The organism is Mediterraneibacter sp. (assembly GCF_030825015.1).
Taxonomy (GTDB): Bacteria; Bacillota; Clostridia; order Lachnospirales; family Lachnospiraceae; genus Mediterraneibacter.
The window spans coordinates 197,470-216,939 of sequence record NZ_JAPJQP010000002.1 but is presented as its reverse complement, the minus strand read 5'-3'; the positions used below and the strand labels follow the sequence as shown (position 1 = coordinate 216,939).

20 protein-coding genes, 1 tRNA gene and 4 pseudogenes are annotated in these 19,470 nt (G+C 42.5%); all 25 read right to left on the bottom strand.

What is annotated here, in order from left to right:
- Nucleotides 1-50: 50 nt before the first annotated feature.
- Nucleotides 51-122, bottom strand: a pseudogene (locus RCH61_RS09855) (helix-turn-helix domain-containing protein); the annotation flags it as partial.
- A gap of 7 nt (nt 123-129) precedes the next feature.
- Nucleotides 130-279 (bottom strand): annotated as a pseudogene (locus tag RCH61_RS09850) (VirB4-like conjugal transfer ATPase, CD1110 family); the annotation flags it as partial.
- A gap of 75 nt (nt 280-354) precedes the next feature.
- The gene (locus RCH61_RS02735; RefSeq protein ID WP_306479797.1) at nt 355-609 is read right to left on the bottom strand and encodes a type II toxin-antitoxin system Phd/YefM family antitoxin; all 255 of its coding nucleotides are present in this window, start codon (nt 607-609) and stop codon (nt 355-357) included.
- Nucleotides 610-692: 83 nt separating this feature from the next.
- Nucleotides 693-989: pseudogene (locus RCH61_RS02730) on the bottom strand (hypothetical protein); the annotation flags it as partial.
- Between the two features lie 151 nt (nt 990-1,140).
- A complete protein-coding gene (locus RCH61_RS02725) occupies nt 1,141-1,893 on the bottom strand; it encodes an alpha/beta fold hydrolase (RefSeq protein ID WP_306479796.1) in 753 nt (250 codons plus the stop codon).
- Nucleotides 1,894-1,941: 48 nt separating this feature from the next.
- Entirely contained in the window at nt 1,942-2,085 is a 144-nt protein-coding gene (locus tag RCH61_RS02720; RefSeq protein WP_306479795.1) for a hypothetical protein, read from the bottom strand.
- 124 nt (nt 2,086-2,209) lie between these two features.
- A pseudogene (locus RCH61_RS09930) lies at nt 2,210-2,269 on the bottom strand (hypothetical protein); the annotation flags it as partial.
- Entirely contained in the window at nt 2,241-2,669 is a 429-nt protein-coding gene (locus RCH61_RS09925; protein ID WP_330692899.1) for a hypothetical protein, read from the bottom strand. The pseudogene RCH61_RS09930 and the gene RCH61_RS09925, both read right to left, overlap by 29 nt.
- Nucleotides 2,670-2,678: 9 nt before the next feature.
- Nucleotides 2,679-2,855 (bottom strand): hypothetical protein, encoded by a 177-nt coding sequence (locus RCH61_RS02710; protein ID WP_009320322.1) that lies wholly within the window; start codon nt 2,853-2,855, stop codon nt 2,679-2,681.
- Between the two features lie 251 nt (nt 2,856-3,106).
- Nucleotides 3,107-5,731, bottom strand: coding sequence for a pyruvate, phosphate dikinase (gene ppdK, locus RCH61_RS02705; RefSeq protein WP_306479794.1), 2,625 nt, complete (start codon nt 5,729-5,731; stop codon nt 3,107-3,109).
- 69 nt (nt 5,732-5,800) lie between these two features.
- A complete protein-coding gene (locus RCH61_RS02700) occupies nt 5,801-7,066 on the bottom strand; it encodes an NAD(P)/FAD-dependent oxidoreductase (protein WP_306479793.1) in 1,266 nt (421 codons plus the stop codon).
- A 3-nt stretch (nt 7,067-7,069) separates the two neighbouring features.
- A complete protein-coding gene (locus tag RCH61_RS02695; RefSeq protein ID WP_178007468.1) occupies nt 7,070-7,516 on the bottom strand; it encodes a 4Fe-4S dicluster domain-containing protein in 447 nt (148 codons plus the stop codon).
- A 12-nt stretch (nt 7,517-7,528) separates the two neighbouring features.
- Nucleotides 7,529-9,433 carry an anaerobic carbon-monoxide dehydrogenase catalytic subunit gene (gene cooS / locus RCH61_RS02690; protein WP_178007466.1) on the bottom strand — a complete coding sequence of 635 codons (1,905 nt, stop codon included), beginning with the start codon at nt 9,431-9,433 and terminating at the stop codon, nt 7,529-7,531.
- A 172-nt stretch (nt 9,434-9,605) separates the two neighbouring features.
- Entirely contained in the window at nt 9,606-10,001 is a 396-nt protein-coding gene (locus tag RCH61_RS02685; RefSeq protein WP_178007464.1) for an RrF2 family transcriptional regulator, read from the bottom strand.
- A gap of 139 nt (nt 10,002-10,140) precedes the next feature.
- On the bottom strand, nt 10,141-11,538 hold the full coding sequence (locus tag RCH61_RS02680) for an aminopeptidase (protein WP_178007462.1): 1,398 nt from the start codon (nt 11,536-11,538) through the stop codon (nt 10,141-10,143).
- Nucleotides 11,539-11,683: 145 nt separating this feature from the next.
- A tRNA-Thr gene (locus RCH61_RS02675) sits at nt 11,684-11,756 on the bottom strand.
- Nucleotides 11,757-11,917: 161 nt separating this feature from the next.
- Complete coding sequence (locus tag RCH61_RS02670; protein ID WP_306479805.1) at nt 11,918-12,832, bottom strand: mechanosensitive ion channel family protein; 915 nt, start codon at nt 12,830-12,832, stop codon at nt 11,918-11,920.
- A gap of 312 nt (nt 12,833-13,144) precedes the next feature.
- A complete protein-coding gene (gene pgeF, locus RCH61_RS02665) occupies nt 13,145-13,993 on the bottom strand; it encodes a peptidoglycan editing factor PgeF (RefSeq protein ID WP_178007458.1) in 849 nt (282 codons plus the stop codon).
- Nucleotides 13,994-13,997: 4 nt separating this feature from the next.
- The gene (locus RCH61_RS02660) at nt 13,998-14,360 is read right to left on the bottom strand and encodes a YraN family protein (RefSeq protein WP_178007456.1); all 363 of its coding nucleotides are present in this window, start codon (nt 14,358-14,360) and stop codon (nt 13,998-14,000) included.
- Between the two features lie 62 nt (nt 14,361-14,422).
- Nucleotides 14,423-15,190: a ribonuclease HII gene (locus RCH61_RS02655; RefSeq protein WP_178007455.1), complete on the bottom strand. Its 768-nt coding sequence runs from the start codon at nt 15,188-15,190 to the stop codon at nt 14,423-14,425.
- Nucleotides 15,183-15,719 carry a signal peptidase I gene (lepB, locus tag RCH61_RS02650; RefSeq protein WP_178007453.1) on the bottom strand — a complete coding sequence of 179 codons (537 nt, stop codon included), beginning with the start codon at nt 15,717-15,719 and terminating at the stop codon, nt 15,183-15,185. Before lepB (RCH61_RS02650) ends, RCH61_RS02655 begins: the two co-directional genes overlap by 8 nt.
- A 124-nt stretch (nt 15,720-15,843) precedes the next feature.
- On the bottom strand, nt 15,844-16,683 hold the full coding sequence (gene ylqF / locus RCH61_RS02645; protein WP_178007451.1) for a ribosome biogenesis GTPase YlqF: 840 nt from the start codon (nt 16,681-16,683) through the stop codon (nt 15,844-15,846).
- A 17-nt stretch (nt 16,684-16,700) separates the two neighbouring features.
- The gene (gene lepB / locus RCH61_RS02640) at nt 16,701-17,375 is read right to left on the bottom strand and encodes a signal peptidase I (RefSeq protein ID WP_178007449.1); all 675 of its coding nucleotides are present in this window, start codon (nt 17,373-17,375) and stop codon (nt 16,701-16,703) included.
- 140 nt (nt 17,376-17,515) lie between these two features.
- Nucleotides 17,516-17,863 carry a 50S ribosomal protein L19 gene (gene rplS / locus RCH61_RS02635; protein ID WP_306479792.1) on the bottom strand — a complete coding sequence of 116 codons (348 nt, stop codon included), beginning with the start codon at nt 17,861-17,863 and terminating at the stop codon, nt 17,516-17,518.
- 115 nt (nt 17,864-17,978) lie between these two features.
- Nucleotides 17,979-19,352: an FIVAR domain-containing protein gene (locus tag RCH61_RS02630; RefSeq protein WP_178007413.1), complete on the bottom strand. Its 1,374-nt coding sequence runs from the start codon at nt 19,350-19,352 to the stop codon at nt 17,979-17,981.
- Between the last annotated feature and the right edge of the window lie 118 nt (nt 19,353-19,470).

Sequence of the window (19,470 nt, the reverse complement as noted above, 5' to 3'; positions counted from 1 at the left end):
TAGAGCGAGGGCATCGCTCAATCATCTAATCTGATGATTTTGCGACACCCTCTTTCGGATAGGTCATTTAGGCTTATTTTTCTATCTGCCATCATTCTATCAAGCCTTAAAATTATTGCCATAGGTAAATAGATCGGAGATATTAAGGAACTTGGCAAGCTCAAGACTGTCAGTAGATGCCTGATTGAGCATAATGATAAACTCGGAGTTTGCAAGCATTGTCCTTGCCGTATGGCTCTGTAACAGGTCATCCACATTCTGGGTGATACCTGTACAGTAAGGGATATGTGTTCCATACATCCCCTTTGCCCTGTCGGAAACAATGACTTTATATCTCTTGCGCTCTGTCATACGCTACACCTCTGCAATCACATCATCAAGGTAAGCGTCCAGTTCATCAAGCGTACAGCCAACTCTGCCTGCCTCTACTGCCAAAAGTTCCTCACGCAGCTTCAGCATTTTTTCCCTGCGGTTATAAGTTTCAATATCCATAACGACTAAATCTCCCTCGCCGTTCTTGGTAAGGAAAATCGGCTCTGCGGTCTTTCTGCACATATCGGCAATCTCGTTGTAATTCTGGCGGATTGCTGCGGATGGACGAATATTCATAACAAAACCTCCTTGCGTATATTAGATAGCAGTATTCTACCCATTTCATACAATCAAGTCAATACGCACAGAAAATTTTTGTGTTACAAACCCATCATCTCACGCACTGCTCGGTCTGCCATTTTGACTGCACCGACCAAGATGAGCATATTAAAAATCAGCTCGCCCTCATAACTCCACACCATTGTAACTGCCGCCGCATCAGGATTGACTACGGGCGGTGCTGCGGCAAAGAGTGAAAAGATAATACAGGCAAGCACAATGATTGCTCCCTCAAGGCATACCGCAGAATAGCTCTTGATAAAACTCTTGCCTACACTCTGGCTTGGCTCTCCCGCAAAGGCAGATAATGGCACAGGTGCAATGGCTGTATATAGATAAGGGATTGCTTGTACTCCTGATAATTCACTTTTGCATCTCCTTGAAATAAAATAAGCCGAGGGGATTATCGTTTGATAAACCTCTCGGCTATGTAAATTTAAGTCTTCAATTTTAGATATGTGTGTCAGCGACAAACTGGGATTTGCAGTACTAGATAATATATTTATCCAGTCGTTCAATCCACTCATTTGAGTGCAGTAATGCGTCCTCACAATGTCCTTTTCCTTTTGAACAAATAGTTATGGAATTTTTATAATTTTTCTTGATATATTTTGCTACGTTTCTAAAAACAAATTCATTTATCTTTCCACCATAAAAATAAATAATCTGTGTATTGGGTGTATCAATATCTGGGGGAAGTTTAAATTGTCCAACTGCATATAAATAATTTTTTATGGTTTCATCTGATATATTATCCAACAGTTCTAAAAACACATCCAGCATATCTTCTGTTACCATTGAATTTATTGCGTTTCGTACCACTTTTTGATTTCGTTCTCTTGCTTTTTTGGTTATAGACAAGTACTGCTTTATAAGCATTTGAGTCATATATTTTCCAAATGGTAAAAGTGGTGAACTTTCTAAAATAACTTTTTCAAAAGTAAGCTTCTTGTTTTTCCATAAATACGATGTTAAAACTCCACCCATGCTCATTCCATAAATTGCGTATATATGGTTAATAGATTTTGATATACAATAATTTTCTATCTCTTTTGCAGTATCATCAAAGGAATTGAACTCGGACTTCTCCTGCACATCATGTCCCGGCAAAATTGGCACAAGAATATGATAGTTCTCTTTATAATGCTCTATATAATCAATCCATATTTGATATGGACTTTCAAAACCATGAATAAGCATTATCGTTGGATTATTTATATTGCCATATTCCAAAATACGCATTTTAAGACCTCACTTTGCTTACACAAATTCTCATTTATATCGCTTTTCTCAGTCTCTATGTCCCATTAGCTTGCAAACCATTTTTTTAATTCTTACAACAATTCCTCCAACACCGCCCAGTCTTGATAATAAGATGCCGAGAGCAAAAAATATCACTATAACAGTAGCCATATCTAAATAATTTTCGCCCATAGTTTGTCTCCTTTACACCTTCAAATTTGCGCCTCTGATTATAGCACATCAGCCTTAGCTTTTCTATATTGATAATGTCTCTGATAGCGTGTTTCTGTGCCCTGTATGGCCGAAATCCGTAACTATGCGGATAAAATCTTGCCTCACATATAGGCTCAATAATAATTCTCACACACTCCTGTATAATTCTGTCCAAAACTGTTGGAATACCCAGTGGGCGTTGCTTTCCATTCTTTTTCGGGATATATACTCTTTTTTGCTGACTTCGGTCTGTAATTACTGAAATTATCTCTTATTCTATTGGGAAAAATGACCGCCATGATACGGAACGCATCATATAAGCCTGCCAAATAGGAATAATCAGAGTATTCCAAGCTCTGCCTATCTCTGTAATCTAAAAAAACATTACAGACCTTTCTCTGTTCTATTGTCAAATCAAGTTGTTCATAGTTTCGTTCCGCTTTATCCCTTGCATCGCTTTCTTTTTGATAATCCTCGCTGCGTGTGAGCATTTTATAAACGGTATCTTCTTTTAATTTCTCCGCTGCAATTTTCACAAGTTCAGCAAAATCTTTGTCATACATCAAAACCTCCTACACCAATACTTTTAGTTTCTTCACAGGGGCGTTTATGACTTTGACAATCAGCTCGTCAACACAGTCTGTATATCTGCCCTGCTGAATGAGTTGATTTTTCAATTCCACAAGGCTATGTAAAAGGATTGTTCTTTCCTCACTATCCAGATATGCGTGGTATTTTGTTTCTCTCATTGTCAGCACCTCCGTTCTTGACTTCATTATATAGAAGAACGGTCAGGGTACTCAAATGTGCAATAGGGGTAAAAAATAAGCGTACCACTATTTCTAATGATACGCTTATCTTATTTCATTTTTAATTAAGGTCTATGAGAACCCTTACAGTGGTATCTCTCCACTGATTTTTCCTTACATACTGTCCGTTAGCCTTTCGATCGGCTGCTGCCTGCTCAAACTCAAGCGGCAATTCAAAGGAAAGAGAACTCCTACTTATTTGCAATAGCTGCCTGTGCTGCTGCCAGTCTTGCGATCGGCACACGGAACGGTGAGCAGGATACATAGTCAAGACCAAGTTTGTTGCAGAATTCTACAGAACTCGGGTCTCCACCGTGCTCTCCACAGATTCCTACGTGCAGATTCGGGTTAACCGGTTTTCCTAATGTGATCGCCATATCCATCAATTTGCCAACACCTGTCTGATCCAGTTTTGCAAACGGATCATTTTCAAAGATCTTAGCATCATAGTAAGCGTCAAGGAACTTACCAGCATCATCACGGGAGAATCCGTATGTCATCTGTGTAAGGTCGTTTGTACCGAAGCAGAAGAAGTCAGCTTCTTTTGCAATGTCATCAGCTGTAAGAGCTGCTCTCGGGATCTCGATCATTGTACCAACTTCGTACTTCAGATCGCTTCCTGCTGCTGCGATCTCAGCATCTGCTGTCTCAACAACAAATTTCTTAACATATTTCAGCTCTTTTACATCTCCTACGAGCGGAATCATGATCTCCGGTTTTACATTCCAATCCGGATGAGCTTTCTGAACGTTGATTGCTGCGCGGATAACAGCTCTTGTCTGCATCTTCGCGATTTCCGGATATGTTACTGCCAAACGGCATCCACGATGACCCATCATCGGGTTAAACTCGTGCAGACTGTCGATGATCGCTTTGATCTGATCAACTGTCTTGCCCTGTGCGTCAGCCAGTTTCTTAATGTCTTCTTTCTCTGTCGGAACGAACTCATGAAGCGGAGGATCAAGGAAACGGATTGTAACCGGGTTTCCTTCAAGAGCCTCATACAGAGCCTCAAAGTCTCCCTGCTGCTCCGGAAGGATCTTCTCAAGAGCTGCTTCTCTTTCTTCTACTGTTTCAGAACAGATCATCTCACGGAAAGCATCAATTCTGTTGCCTTCGAAGAACATATGCTCTGTACGGCAAAGTCCGATACCTTCTGCTCCAAGCTCACGAGCTTTCTTAGCGTCAGCCGGTGTATCTGCGTTTGTACGAACTTTCATTGTTCTGTATTTGTCAGCCCATCCCATGATTCTTCCGAACTCGCCAGCGATTGTAGCGTCAACTGTCGGGATGATTCCGTCATAAATAGCTCCTGTAGATCCGTCAAGAGAAATGCTGTCTCCCTCGTGGAACTCTTTTCCTGCTAATGTAAATTTCTTGTTTGCTTCGTCCATTGTGATGTCTCCACATCCGGATACACAGCATGTACCCATACCACGCGCAACAACGGCAGCGTGAGATGTCATACCACCACGAACTGTCAGGATACCCTGTGCAGATTTCATACCTGTGATATCTTCCGGTGATGTCTCAAGACGAACAAGGATTACTTTCTCTCCTCTTGCAGCCCACTCTACAGCATCATCTGCTGTAAATACGATTTTACCGCAAGCAGCTCCAGGAGATGCTCCAAGTGCTTTTGCCATCGGTTCTGCAGCTTTCAAAGCAGCAGCATCGAACTGCGGGTGAAGAAGTGTATCAAGGTTTCTCGGATCGATCATAGCTACAGCTTCTTCCTCTGTTCTCATTCCCTCATCAACGAGGTCACAAGCGATCTTCAGAGCAGCCTGTGCTGTTCTCTTTCCGTTACGTGTCTGAAGCATGAACAGTTTACCATGTTCTACAGTAAACTCCATGTCCTGCATATCTCTGTAGTGTTTTTCCAATGTGCTGCACACTTCTTTAAACTGTGCGAATGCTTCCGGGAATTTCTGCTCCATCTCGGAAATGTGCATCGGTGTACGAACACCGGCAACAACGTCTTCTCCCTGAGCATTTGTAAGGAACTCTCCGAAGAGTCCGTTTTCTCCTGTAGCCGGGTCACGTGTAAAGGCAACACCTGTACCACAGTCATCTCCCATGTTTCCGAATGCCATCATCTGTACGTTGACAGCTGTTCCCCATGAATACGGGATATCGTTATCACGGCGATATACGTTTGCTCTCGGGTTATCCCATGAACGGAATACAGCCTTAACAGCTCCCATTAACTGCTCTTTTGCGTCTGACGGGAACTCTGCTCCGATTTTTTCTTTATATTCAGCCTTAAACTGTCCTGCAAGAGTCTTCAGATCTTCTGCTGTAAGCTCAACGTCCTGTTTAACGCCTTTTTCTTCTTTCATCTTATCGATAAGTTCTTCGAAGTATTTTTTACCAACTTCCATAACAACGTCAGAATACATCTGGATAAATCTTCTATAGCAGTCCCAAGCCCAACGAGCGTTTCCAGAAGCTTCTGCAAGAGTTTCCACAACTTCCTCATTAAGACCAAGATTCAGAATTGTATCCATCATACCCGGCATGGAAGCTCTCGCACCTGAACGAACGGAAACGAGAAGCGGATTCTCTTTATCTCCGAATTTCTTTCCTGTGATCTCTTCCAATTTAACGATAGCATCCATGATCTGACCCATAATCTCATCATTGATCTTTCTGCCATCTTCATAATACTGTGTACAAGCCTCTGTTGTTACCGTGAATCCCTGCGGTACCGGGAGTCCAAGACTTGTCATCTCTGCAAGGTTTGCGCCTTTTCCACCGAGAAGGTTTCTCATATCTGCGTTACCTTCTGTGAACATATAAACCCATTTTGCCATGTCACAATGACCTCCTAAAAAATTTTGCAAATATTTCTGCTATAATTCGCATATAATATTTTAATGGTTTTATGTCATTGCGTCAAGCGTTTTGTCGGCTTTTTGTCGGCTTTTGTCCGTCTTCCACACATATTTTCCACGTTCTGCTGTTTCATAGAAGTCTGCAAACGTAATCTGAAAAATTTTTTCCTTCAAAAAACCAATCTCAATCCGGTTTTTTATTATATATTGCCAAATCCCAGAATGCGAAATGTCTCCCTGCAACAGGATCCCCTGTACGATTCCGTTTCTTAAGATCAGGCGCCGATATCCGTTTCTGTCTTCTTCTGTGAAAACCTCGTCTTCCGCCTCTGCTTTAATCTTTCCAAGACAAAGGGTGACAAGTCCGAAGAAGTTAATCGTATTTTTCACGGCAAAAGTATCCGTATACTCAGTCAAGACACCACACATGTTCCGCGCCGCCGTCTGTCCTTGTTTCATAGCATTCGGCCAAATACCGGATAATCCGGTAACATCTCCGGCAGCATATACATCCGGCACGTTTGTCTCCATCTTTGCGTTTACTTTAATCCCCCTGTCTGTCTCTATCCCGCTTTGATCAAGGAACTCAACTGCCGGACGGACTCCCGCAGCCACAATAATCAGATCACAGGAAAGTTTTCTCCCCGTATCAAGCGTAACAGTACGGATCATGCCATCCTCTTCACATACGGCGCCGTCCGCTCTGCATCCGAGATAAAATTTCACTCCGGCCTGTTCAAACAGCTCCTGATATGCTTCTGCGCCATGAGCATCAAGCTGTACCGGAAGGATCTGTTCTGCCATTTCCACAACTGTCACCTGTTTCCCCCGCTCGATCAAACCGTACGCTGCATCCAGTCCCACAAGACCTGATCCAATGATCAGAATCTTTTCTGCATTTTCTGACATTTTATCGATTGCCTGCGCATCTTTCAAATGCCGCAGACCAAATACATTTTTCGCCTTTCGAAGATCTCCGACCGGAGGGATAAAACTGTTTGCTCCTGTCGAAATAAGCAGTTTATCATAACAGATCGATTCTCCTTCTTTTGTATCGACTACCCGATCAACTGTATCGATCGCTTCGATCTGTCCGTGAACTTCTCCAATCCGATTCTTTTCAAAAAAATCTTCTTCTACAAACGAAAGTTCTTCTGCCGTCCTTTCATGAGAAAGATATTTGTGCAGCATACAACGGGAATGCACATGCTCATCTGCAGAGATCATTGTGATCTTCGCCTTTTCTTCCAGTTTTCTAATCTCTTTTGCCGCCGTAATGCCTGCCGCTCCGGTTCCGATAATTACATATTTCATCCATCACACCTCCTCGACATGAATGGCGCCTTTTGGACACGCCTTCACACAATTCGGCTGCCCGCCATCAGAAATACAAAAATCACACTTGATCACTTTTTTCTTCGTCACCCGATCCGGTTTCAGAACACCAAACGGACAATTCATAACACACATAAAACAGGATCCGCATTTTGTCTCATCATATGTAACGATACCTGTCTTCGGATCTTTTTTAAGCGCTCCGCTCATACATGAGATGACGCATTCCGGTTCATCGCAATGTCTGCAGAACAACGGCCGATATGTACCGTTTTCTCCTTTTAAAATATAATTTCTCGATTCATTTTCCGGATCTGTCAGATCCAGATCATAAACCGAACCTGCCTCTTTGCGGTGAGCCTGCATACATGCGATTGAACAGTTCTTGCAGCCATCACATTTTTCATATTCTACAATAATCCTTTTCATGCACCGCCCCTCCTATATATGAAGCGCGGCGCGCTTTTCCAAGATAATCTCTTCCAACATATCTGCTGTTTTTTTTGCGTCCGACTCAATGATAACCTGCCCTCCGGTCAATTCTTTCATATCTTCTGTCAATATTTTTACTGCCTCGCTGCTTCCTGTCACAAAAGGCGGCAGTCCAAGATGAAGCGGCAGCCCTAATGCCAGACCGAAACATCCATCTGCCAAAGCCTGCTCTTCAAGCCACTGTGCAGCCGAAAGAACGAGGGGAAGCTGCGGCAGATCAACGCCGATCGCCTCTGCCAGTTCTGTAGCAACGATCTCCAGTCTACCGATCGCAAGACATGGTCCGAAATTAAGAACCGGAGGAATTCCCAGTTTTTCACATACAGCGCGAAGTTTCGGTCCGGCAAATTGTGCCGCTTCCGGTGTCATCAGTCCACAGTTTTCAATCCCGCCCGAAGAACATCCAGCCGTCAGGACGATCACATCGCGGGCAATCAGTTCTTTTGTAAGTTCTACCGTAAGAACGTCGTGACCGCCTGCCGTCAGATTCGAACATCCCACGACTCCGGCAACGCCTTTAATCTCACCTGATACAAGCAGGTCTATGAGAGGTTTCCATGTCCCACCGAGAAATTCCTTCAGCGAACCTTCACTTACTCCGGTAAGCGTATGATCATTTCCGTGTGTTTCCATCAGATTCAATTCAATCCGTTTCTCTGCCGCACAATCTCTGCCTCTTCGCTCTTTATAAGAAAGAAGTACCTTATCAATGATCTTATCCGTCACCTGCTCTCTGTTTTCAAAATCAAATTCTTCCAGTTCTGCATTCGCCTTTTTTGCCACACTATCAATACAGAGTTGTTTAATCTTCAGCTCATCGCAGATTGGTTCGATTCCCGGAAGCGTACAGTTAAATTCTGAGATTACAGCGTCGATCGCTCCTGTAGCAAGAATGGCTTCACTCGTGTAGTTATTTCCTGCATGTCCGTCAAACACTTCTTCGTAATGCGCCCCGCGAAGCTGAAGATCCTGCCCCACGCAAGTACATCCGACAAGCTTAAACCCTTTCGCTCCCGCTTCTTTTGCCTTTTTCGTAATATCTGCATCTGTCAGCCTTTCCTGAAGATAAGTAAACATCGAATGCTGATGCCCTGTGATCATAATATTGATATAATCCGGATCGATCACCCGAAGACCGACCGGCGCCATACGAAGCTTCGGTTCTCCAAGTACGATATCATTCAGAAGATTCGTCAATGTCAGACCGTAAATTCCTGTAGAAATCCCGAGTTTCAAACAATCTTTCAGCATGTCCGCCGGATCTGAATTCAGGTTTGTAGAACATTTGACAACGCCATGACAGACTTCGGATTTTGCACCGCCCGGAAGAATCCCCAGTTGTTTCCACTTTTCATATCTGGGCGCATACGCCATTTTCCTAATCAGTTTCATTTCCTCGAATTCCGGAAGATACAGATCTGCAAGAACGGCATCTGCAACTTTTTCTGCGCGGACATAGATGTCTTCCTCTTTGATCTCAAATAATTCTGCCAGACGATTCAATGTATTTTTCCCTTTTATCCCGCTTCTCTTCTGTGCTGCATTTTTCACATTTCTTGCTGTATTTTCCACAACGTGAATATAACATGCTGACCCGGACGCCACGGCGCGAAGAAAATTTCTTGCGACAATCGTATCTGCATTTGCTCCACATATTCCGCGCGGCGCTTCCGGCGTAATTCTGCACGGACCGTTTGAACATAATCGGCAGCATACTCCTTGAAGTCCAAAACCGCATTTCGTACTCTGCCCATCTACCCTGTGATGCGACGTTTCTAACGGAAGGTTTTTAATAAATCCTTCCAAAGGCTTATCTGCACTTTCACAAGTAGTACATCCATAACATTGATTCATCTGTTCTTCCTCCTTAAGATCTGAATAATTTCCTATAATTGATTGTATGTGAGTCTGTTTTCAGCGAGTATTAATAGATATTTTTAATCCACTTTGTGTCGGAAAGAAAAGTGGGCATACACCCACTTTCACAACCTATATGAATTTGTTCCTATAGATTCTGTTTCATAAATTATTTCTTTAAAATATCAGCTATTGTTTTTCGTTTCAAAAGTTCTTCTACCGAACATTGAATTTCAAGAAGTTCTCTGTGAACGAGACATCGCTCCCCGCTTTCATTTCTGACACAGGGGCGATGGACGCATTCCATCACCGCAAAATCCGGCTCAATCGCTGTCACAACATCATATAATGTAAACTCACTGCTGTCCTTTGCAAGCTGATATCCCCCTTTAGGGCCTCTTCGAATCTCAATCAGTCCGGCTTTGTTCATCTTTTGGAGGATCTTGTATCCAAATGCTACCGGGATCTGTTCAAGTTCGCATAATTCTTTTATTGTCTTCTTTCCGCCATCCTGAAGAGCTCTCACAACACGAATGGCGTAATCACTCTCTTTTGTAAAGAGCACGTCATCACCTGCTTTTCTGAAATTATATCAATGTAGACTCTTTTTGTCAACAAATCTTTCTGCATTTTGTCTTATTTTTTCTCACATTTTCTCTGTTTTTTGTAACTATTTACATAATCCTAAGGAGTTTATATTCCTCTTATTCCATACAAAGGAAAGCTCGGTATCCTTTCACAGCTTCATATACATCTGCTTTGCTTGACACTTCATAAGGAGCATGCATATTCAGCACCGCAACTCCGCTGTCGATCACTTCCATTCCGTAATTTGCCATAATATAGGCAATCGTTCCGCCGCCGCCAAGATCAACTCTGCCAAGTTCCGCAAACTGATAGGCAACCTGTGCATCGTCCATTGTCTTGCGAAGCGCCGCAATATATTCTGCATTCGCATCGTTAGAGCCGGATTTTCCTCTGCTTCCCGTAAATTTATTAAACGTGATCCCATTTGCGAAAAATGCGGAACTACGTTTTTCAAATGCTTCTGCAAACATCGGATCAAACGCTGCACTCACATCCGAGGAAAGCATCTTTGAATTACGAAGAGCGCGGCGGACTTTTAATTCTGACTCACCTTCTGTCGCTGCGATCAGCTCTGCTACCGTATTCTCAAAAAAGCGAGAATGCATTCCCGTAGCTCCGACGCTTCCGATCTCTTCTTTATCTACAAGCAGACAGCAGCCTGTCCGTTTTGCATCCGTCACATCCAGCATTGCAAACAGAGACGTAAATGCACATACACGGTCATCCTGCCCATAAGATAAGTTCATACTTCTGTCAATTCCGCAGTCTCTGGCTTTTCCCGCCGGAACGATCTCCAACTCCGCTGAATAAAAGTCTTCCTCTTCTATATCATACATTTCTTTTAAAATATTCATCACATTTTTCTTGACAGCGTCTTTCTCTTCTTTCTGCAGATCATCCGCCTTGTCGATCGGACAGTTTCCAATCAAAAGATCCAGTTTCTCTCCTTCAATCACCTGCGACGCTTTCTTTTCCAACTGTTCCTGTGCAAGATGGACAAGAAGATCTGTGATCACGAATACCGGATCTGTCTCTGCTTCTCCGATGGATACTTTTACCGTTTCTCCATTCTTTTTAACAATCACTCCGTGTAAAGCAAGAGGCTGTGCCACCCATTGATATTTTTTTATACCGCCATAGTAGTGCGTATCAAGATAAGCAAAATTTTCATTTTCATAGAGCGGATTTTGTTTCACATCAATACGAGGTGAATCGATATGAGCCCCCAAGATATTCATTCCTTCAGAAATCGGTTTCTCTCCGATTCGAAAAAGAACAAGCATCTTATTCATATTCACTGTATACACTTTGTCTCCGGCTTTGAGTGTTTCCCCTGATGCTAATACTTCCTCAAGTTCCCGGTATCCTGCTTTCCTTGCCATATTTACGCTAAGTTCCACACATTCCCGTTCCGTTTTTCCGGCATCAAGACAGTGTTTATATTTGTCATTAATTTCTTTGAGTTCCTCTTTTTGTTCCCTGCTATAGGACGTCCATATATTTTTTCTGTCCATAAGATAACCCCCTTCTTTATTTCAAAATTATTTTCTTTTTTATTATATACGATTTCTCTAGATTTTAAAAGCAAACATCCATTATTTCTCTTTTTATGGATCATAAAAACGCAGTCCTGAAAAATCAGAACTGCGTTTTTTATTAAGCCGGAAATCAGACTTGAACTGACGACCCCTTCATTACGAGTGAAGTGCTCTACCTGCTGAGCTATTCCGGCATAAAGTTCGTATCAACACGAACCTTATTTATTATATCTTATTTTGTTATAAATTTCAACTACTTTTTTAGTTTTTTCACTGCCCCAGCTAATCCCCCAACGACTCCTCTGCATCCACTCCGATCACTCTAACAGACAATCAAGACGTTATGGGGAAACTGTTACATTTTTTCCGTTTTTACCTTTTCATCTGCACCCTGTCCATCCGCTTTCATATGAACGGTCAACTGATTATACGGAATCTCGATTCCTTCTTCATCAAAAGTAAGTTTGATCTCTTCTAAAATCCTCCATCTTGTCGTCCAATACTCATCTGTCTTAACCCACGCCCGAAGTCCGATCACAACAGCGCTGTCTCCAAGAGAATCCACAAACACCCTTTTCTCTTCATCCTGTATGATTGAAGGATCATCACACAGTTTTTCCTCTACGATCTGTTTCGCCTTCCTTAAATCTGCCTCATAAGAAATCCCTACTTTCAAATCCAGTTTTCGCTCAGGTCTTGCTGTTACATTTGTAAGGCTGTTGTTCGTCAGAATGCTGTTTGGAACAACAACCGTCTGGTTATCGATCGTAGCCAGCTTTGTATAAAATATCTGAATTTCCTTTACTGTTCCCTCAATATTTTCCTGCGTTACGATAATATAATCGCCCACAGTAAACGGCTTCAAGATCAAGATTAAAATACCGCCTGCGAAATTGGACAAACTCCCCTGGACAGCCAAACCGATCGCAACACCTGCCGAAGCAATCAAAGCCGCTACTGACGAGGACTCCACCCCAAAGTTGGTCGCGATCATAAAGATCAGGATCGCATATAAACTGAATTTAATTACCGAATCAATAAACTGCTTCACGCCTGCATCGACATTACTTCTCTCAAATGATTTTCGGATCACTTTTCGAATCCATTTGATCACCTTACTTCCGATAAAGAAAAAGATAAGAGCAAGAACAACTTTAATTCCGAAACTAATCAAATTCGGAATATTATCTTGAAAGAACTCGATAAATCGATTCACTTCTTCAGTCGCCTCTGCCTTCACCTCTCCGGCAGTCTCGAGGACATCTTTCATATCCTGCTGAGATGTGCTTCCCGTCCCCACAGCTGACAGGAAACGGTTTCCTATTTTTATTCCTTTTATAACCTGTGCATACATTCCGCGATTCTCCTTCCGTTTTCTGTACTTTTACAGCCTGATCCTACCCGCCGTCTTTTTATTCACCATGACAGCATTTATCCTGACATCACTTATGTCTAACAGGATTCCGCCCCGGCACCATTTATTCTACCCGTATTTTGTCCGACATCGCTCCTTCCGACGTTCCGTCTGGCGACGCCCATTCCGGCAGTGTCCTTCCTGTCAGCATTCTTACACGAATAACATTTATTTCAATGCAAGAAACGCACATAAATTGCCTCTTTTATCTCCTGTTTCCCGATGAGAATATAAAATCTTGCTGTTACAGTGAGTACATACATTTGTAACTGCAATATGCTCCGGTCTGATCCCGGATTCGCGAAAGATCAATTCATTTGCCTTCCACAAGTCAAGCTGATATTTTCCGTTTCTTTTTCTATAAAATAAACGCTCCCACTCTTTCTCATCAAATGCATTTTTAAACTGATCAATCACATCCCCGCTCACTTCATAGCATTGCTGACATATGGACGGACCTACCGCCGCCAATATGTCCGACGGATCAGACCCAAATCGATCGCACATAATCCGAACTGTCTCTTTTCCGATCTTTCCAACCGTTCCTCTCCAGCCTGAATGACTCAATCCGATCACTTTCTTCACCGGATCAACAAAATAGAGCGGAACGCAATCCGCGTAGGAAGTAACAAGACAAATTCCGGGCACGTTCGTCACAAGACCGTCTACATCTGAATAATTCCGTTCTTTCAGAGTTCCTTTTCCTTTATCTTCCTCTGTAACAACACGCACATTTGTCGTATGCGTCTGTCTGGACAAAACCATATTCTCGCAGTCTGTCCCGATCGCCGCCGCTATCCTTCTAAAATTTTCCAAGACCGCATCTCTGTCGTCTCCTCTGTCAAAGCTAAGATTCAAAGACGCATAATACCCTTCGCTCACTCCGCCCATCCGCGTTGAAAACGCATTTCGCACAATGCCGGTCTTATCAAACATCGGATAAGTTAAAAAGGGAGTCTGCCCGCACACTTCATCAAAAATATGTTCTTCGTTTTTATAGATCAATCCTAAACTCATACGATCACCCCGTAAATGCATTTTTTATATGCATGATTTCTGTTCCTTCCACCCCGATCACATCAAAACGGCACGGCTCATCCCCGATACCATGCTGCACTGTATAATACATGGCACACCGAAAGATCTTCTTTTGCTTTCTTAAATCAACCGCTTCCAACGGACTTCCTGCCTGCTTTCCCGAACGGTATTTTACTTCACAAAATACATAACAATCTCCGTCTTTCGCGATAATATCAATCTCTCCGCTCCGACATCTATAATTATACTCCAACAGCTCATATCCGTTTTGTTCCAGATAATATCCTGCCGCCTGCTCATACGCCGTTCCGACAGATCTGTTATTTCTTTTCATTCTTTGATCCATTTTACCACATTCTTATTGCTTTTTTCTTCTGTCATATTTTGTTTTCAAATATTTTTCACAGTTTATTGTTCTGAAATAAAATTTTTAATAAAAGAACGTCTGTGAATAGAACTTGCCCCGACACGCCTGAGCGCTTCAATATGACTTTGAGATCCATATCCTTTATTATGAGCAAAACCATATTCAGGAAGAATCTCGTCATACTGCATCATTAGTCGGTCTCTTGTCACCTTTGCAATAATACTTGCCGCGGCGATCGAAACACTTTTTGCATCTCCTTTGATGATCGGCACTTGACGATATGGTATACCAGGAATCGTAACCGCATCGTTTAGAAGAAGATCCGGAACAACCGAAAGCTGCTCCACCGCTTTACGCATCGCTTCATAGGTTGCCTGTAATATATTGATCTCGTCAATTCTTGCAGGACTTGCCATCCCGACGCCGACTGCCACCGCCTTTTCCATAATTTCATCATAGAGCGCTTCTCTTCTGGATGCCGAAAGTTTCTTTGAATCATTCAAATATAAAATCTCACAATCTTTCGGCAAAATAACCGCGCCTGCCACGACCGGACCTGCCAAAGGTCCCCGCCCCGCTTCGTCTATCCCGCATATCATTTTTGCATCTTTGTATTTTCTCTCATAACTTTGCATGCGAGAAAGGCGCTCCCGCTCTAAGCGAAGCGCCTCTTCTTTTTTTCGATAGGAAGCGATCAGTTTCTGAACGCCGCTGCGCGCATCATCGCCATACATATCATACAATTCTGCGCGTCTGTTCCCATCCGCCTGTTCAAACTCTGCTTTAATCTGTGCGATACTTTTACTCATGTTTTATCACTCCGAATTTATCAAACGGCCAAATCCGTATCCACGCGCGTCCCATCAATTCATTTCTATGGATCGCGCCTACATCAGAAACCCGGCTGTCCTGACTGTTATTCCGGTTATCTCCCATTACAAAATATTCGTCTTCCCCGAGAGTAATCGGTTCTGCCGCCATTCCTGCTTCTTCTATTATTTCATTTCCATAATGCTCATCAAGCTGTTTTCCGTTTATATAAATATATCCGTCTACAATCTGAACTGTTTCTCCCGGAAGTCCGATGATCCGTTTAATATAGTAAGTATTTTTTTCATACCGGTACGGAAATACAACGATCTCGTAACGCTGCGGTTCTCGAAAACGATACGAGATCTTATCTACAACAAGATGATCTCCGTCCGACAGTGTCGTTTCCATAGAAGAACCACTTACCTGCGTTCTCTGTCCGACAAATGTAACGATCAGATAAGATGCCGCCACAATCAATAAAATCGATATGATCCATCCTGCAAGTTCTTTTATTACATCTTTCATTCAAGTCAACCTCTGCTATACAAACATCTTTTCGCTGTCATTCTTTTGCAGCTTCCGCTGTTCTCCCCAGCCTCTGCTGTTCACGCATTTTTCCTGTTCTGTACGTTTCTTTGTTCCGTAAATACTATGGACGCTCCAAAGAGATCCGTCCTAATTTTCCGCTTCGGAAATCATCAAGAAGAATCGCCGCAGCTTTCTCTGTGTCAAGCTCACTTCCACGTACAACACAATGTCTGCTCTTTGCAATAGAAGCAAGACATTCATATCCATCTTCCGAATGTTCGATACTATATTTTTCTTCCAGCACTCCCGGATATTTTGCATTCAAAAATTTGATCAGTTCTGTAGAAAGCTCCTCTGTCTGAAGGATCTCATCTTTGATCGATCCGATAAAAGCCAGTTTTTTTCCGACTTCCTGATCTTCAAATTTCGGCCACAAAATTCCCGGTGTATCAAGAAGCTCCACGTTTTTATTCAGTCTGATCCACTGCTTTCCTTTCGTAACTCCGGGCTTATTTCCTGTCTTTGTACACGCTTTTCCTGCAAGAGAATTAATAAACGTAGATTTTCCGACATTCGGGATGCCTACAACCATCGCCCGGACAGGTCTGTTTAAAATGCCTCTTTTCCTGTCTCGTTCTGTCTTTTCTTTACATGCTTCCTGAATCGCAGCACGAATCTGGTTCATCCCCCCGCCTTTTTTAGAATTCACCTTTACGGCAGAATATCCCTTTTCTTTAAAATACTCGATCCATTCGTCATTGAGCCGTTCTTCTGCAAGATCTGATTTATTCAATAAGATCAGACGCGCCTTATTTTTCCCCAGCTCATCAATGTCCGGATTCCTGCTGCCAAGCGGAACCCGCGCATCTACAAGCTCAATGATCAGATCGATCAATTTTATATTCTCCTGCATCATTCTGCGGGCTTTCGTCATATGCCCCGGATACCATTGAAAATGCATGAATCGCCCTCCTAAAATCAATCTGAGACAAAACCGATCTCAGACCACGGTTTTATAACAAACCAAACTTTTCCGTAAATATCTTTTTTCTTAATCTTACCAATCGCTTTTTCCCTGCTGTCATCACTGGCAGTATCATTATCCCCTAAAAAGAAATATTCTTCTTTTCCTAACTTGACCGGTTCGGATGCGGTTCCCGCATATCCGATATCAGATGCGTACTCTTCTTTCAGAGGTTTTCCATTGATAAGCAGCTCTCCTTCTTTGATCTGCACTGTCTCTCCGGGAAGACCTACGATCCTCTTTACAGAATACAGATCGCCCCCATCTTTTTGAAACGCTGCAATATCTCCTCTCGAAGGATTTTTTATATTATAAATAAAGTGATTTATCATCACGACATTTCCATTTTTCAAAACCGGAGACATGGAATCTCCGATCACATTCACTCTCTGCCCGAATGCCGCCACAAGGAAAACAGCCGTCATACAGACGAGTAAAAGTTCTACTGCCCACAAAACAATCCCCTTTGCGCTGTTTCTGTTTCTGCCCCAGCGTTTACCGGAAGACCGCTTTTCCCTTTTTTCATTTTCAAAGCGCAGTTCACGCTGTTTGGAACTTTTCCCTTGTTTTCTTCCCGCTCCCCGCACATTTGTATTTTTACGTTTCTTCCGAAAGTCTAACTCTCCCATAGCCCCTCCGCTTCAATCGCTTCCGCGACTGTCCGCTTCTATCAACTTTCCTTTCCCGCTGCCGGGAAATCCCGAAAATCTTTCTTAATATTTTAAAAAGGGACAATATACAAATTTGTAATTGTCCCTCTCACTGGTTACTATTTTACTAATTCTTTTACTTTTGCAGCTTTTCCTACACGTTTTCTCAAGTAGTTCAGTTTCGCTCTTCTGACTTTACCTCTGCGAACAACTTCTACTTTTTCAACATGTGGTGAGTGGATCGGCCATGTTTTTTCAACTCCGATTCCATTAGATGTCTTTCTTACTGTGAAAGTCTCTCTTGCTCCGCCGCCCTGTCTTTTCAGAACTGTTCCTTCAAATACCTGAATTCTTTCGCGGTTTCCCTCTTTAATCTTAGCGTATACTTTTACTGTATCGCCGACATTGAATTCCGGTGCGTTTTCTTTCAACTGCTCTGCTTCGATTTTCTTAATGATATCGTTCATTTTGTGTGACCTCCTTAATATTTGACGTTCTTAACACTGAAAATGTGCCAGAGGACCATCGCTCTTCTTTTCACAACTTCTGTAGTCTATCATATTTTGTGCCGATTGACAAGTACTAAATGTGTTTTCTCTTTACAAAAACAACAGTTCCTGCTGCAAGACAAAGCATTACCGCTGAAAGCGCGAGTCCTGCAAAGGAATTATCTCCCGTAACCGGAGCTTTTGATTCCTGTTTTGCATCAGCTGTTTCTTTGACGTTGCCTGTTACCGGTACAAGACCTTCTTTTGCTTTTGTCAAAGCTTTCAGAGCTTTATCTACATCAGCCTGTTTTACGTTTTCCGGATCTGCAATGATTGCTTTTGCATCTGCAAGAGCGTCTTTCAACGCTTTCATGGACTCTTTTGTATATTCTGTCTTTGTCTCTGCAAGGAATTTTTCTACTTCTGCAACTTTGTCTTTCAACGCTTTCAGATCAACTGTTTCTCCCGGTTCTTCCGGCGCCAAAACGAGAGCATCTTTTGCATTTGTCAATGCTGTCAATGCATTATTTACATCTTCTTGAATCGCATTGTCTTTGTTTGCAAGAATATTTTTTGCCACTGTGAGCGCTCCTGTAAGAGCATTCATTGATTCTTCTGTGTATTCCTTTTCTGTTTCGTCAAGGAATTTTTCTACTTCTGCAACTTTCGCTTCAAGAGCAGTAAAGTCCGGTGCGATTTTTTCAACTGTTACGTTGATCTCATTTTCTAATCCATAGCTGATATATGCGCCTGTTGTATCTCCTGCAAGCTTATAAGACGTTCCGATCAGCGGAAGATTTGCATATTCTACAAGAACACTCTCTCCCCAGTATCCTGTTGTCTCTGTCTCATACATAAGCTGTCTTAAGACTGTTCCTTCTGCATCTTTGTAGTTCACCATCGCTTTTGCTGTCACTTTTCCGAGAATATTGAGCTTAAAAAGATTGGTTACAAGCGCATCCATCCCGAAATAATAAGTACTGCTGTCCGCTGTTTTTCCGATATACAGTCCGACAGTCGCTACATGTGCAAGGTTATCCAGCGTCATATGCGCGCCTGATTTATCTACGATCGCATATGTACCATTTCCGGCATCCTGAAAGTTATATACGATCGGATCTGTTGATTTCTCATAACGTGACATATATGTCTTATTATTCAGGACAAATGTATCTTTTGATCCTGCCGCCTGCATTGCTGCATTCAGACCTTCCATATCAACTTTTGCATAAACCTCGGCAGATACATCGCTTCCCGAAAAATCCACGCCCGGTTCCGTTGTAAGAGCTGTCATCTTGTAATCTTTTCCATCAATAACGAAATAAAGATAATCACGATAATTGATGTTTTTGTCATCCAAGTCATACCCTTTTGCAAAAACAGAAACCGACATTGTCAGACAAATGGACGCTACGAGAGCCAGTGAAGTAAAGACTCTGCCCACTTTTTTGAAAATGTTTTTCTTCATTTTCTCTTCCTCCTATTATTAAAATATACTTAATCACCTGAAGTGCCAAAAGGCCATTCCGGGATTATAAGCGGTCGCCAAGGCTTCGGGCAAGCCCGGACTTCGGCTCGTTGCCATT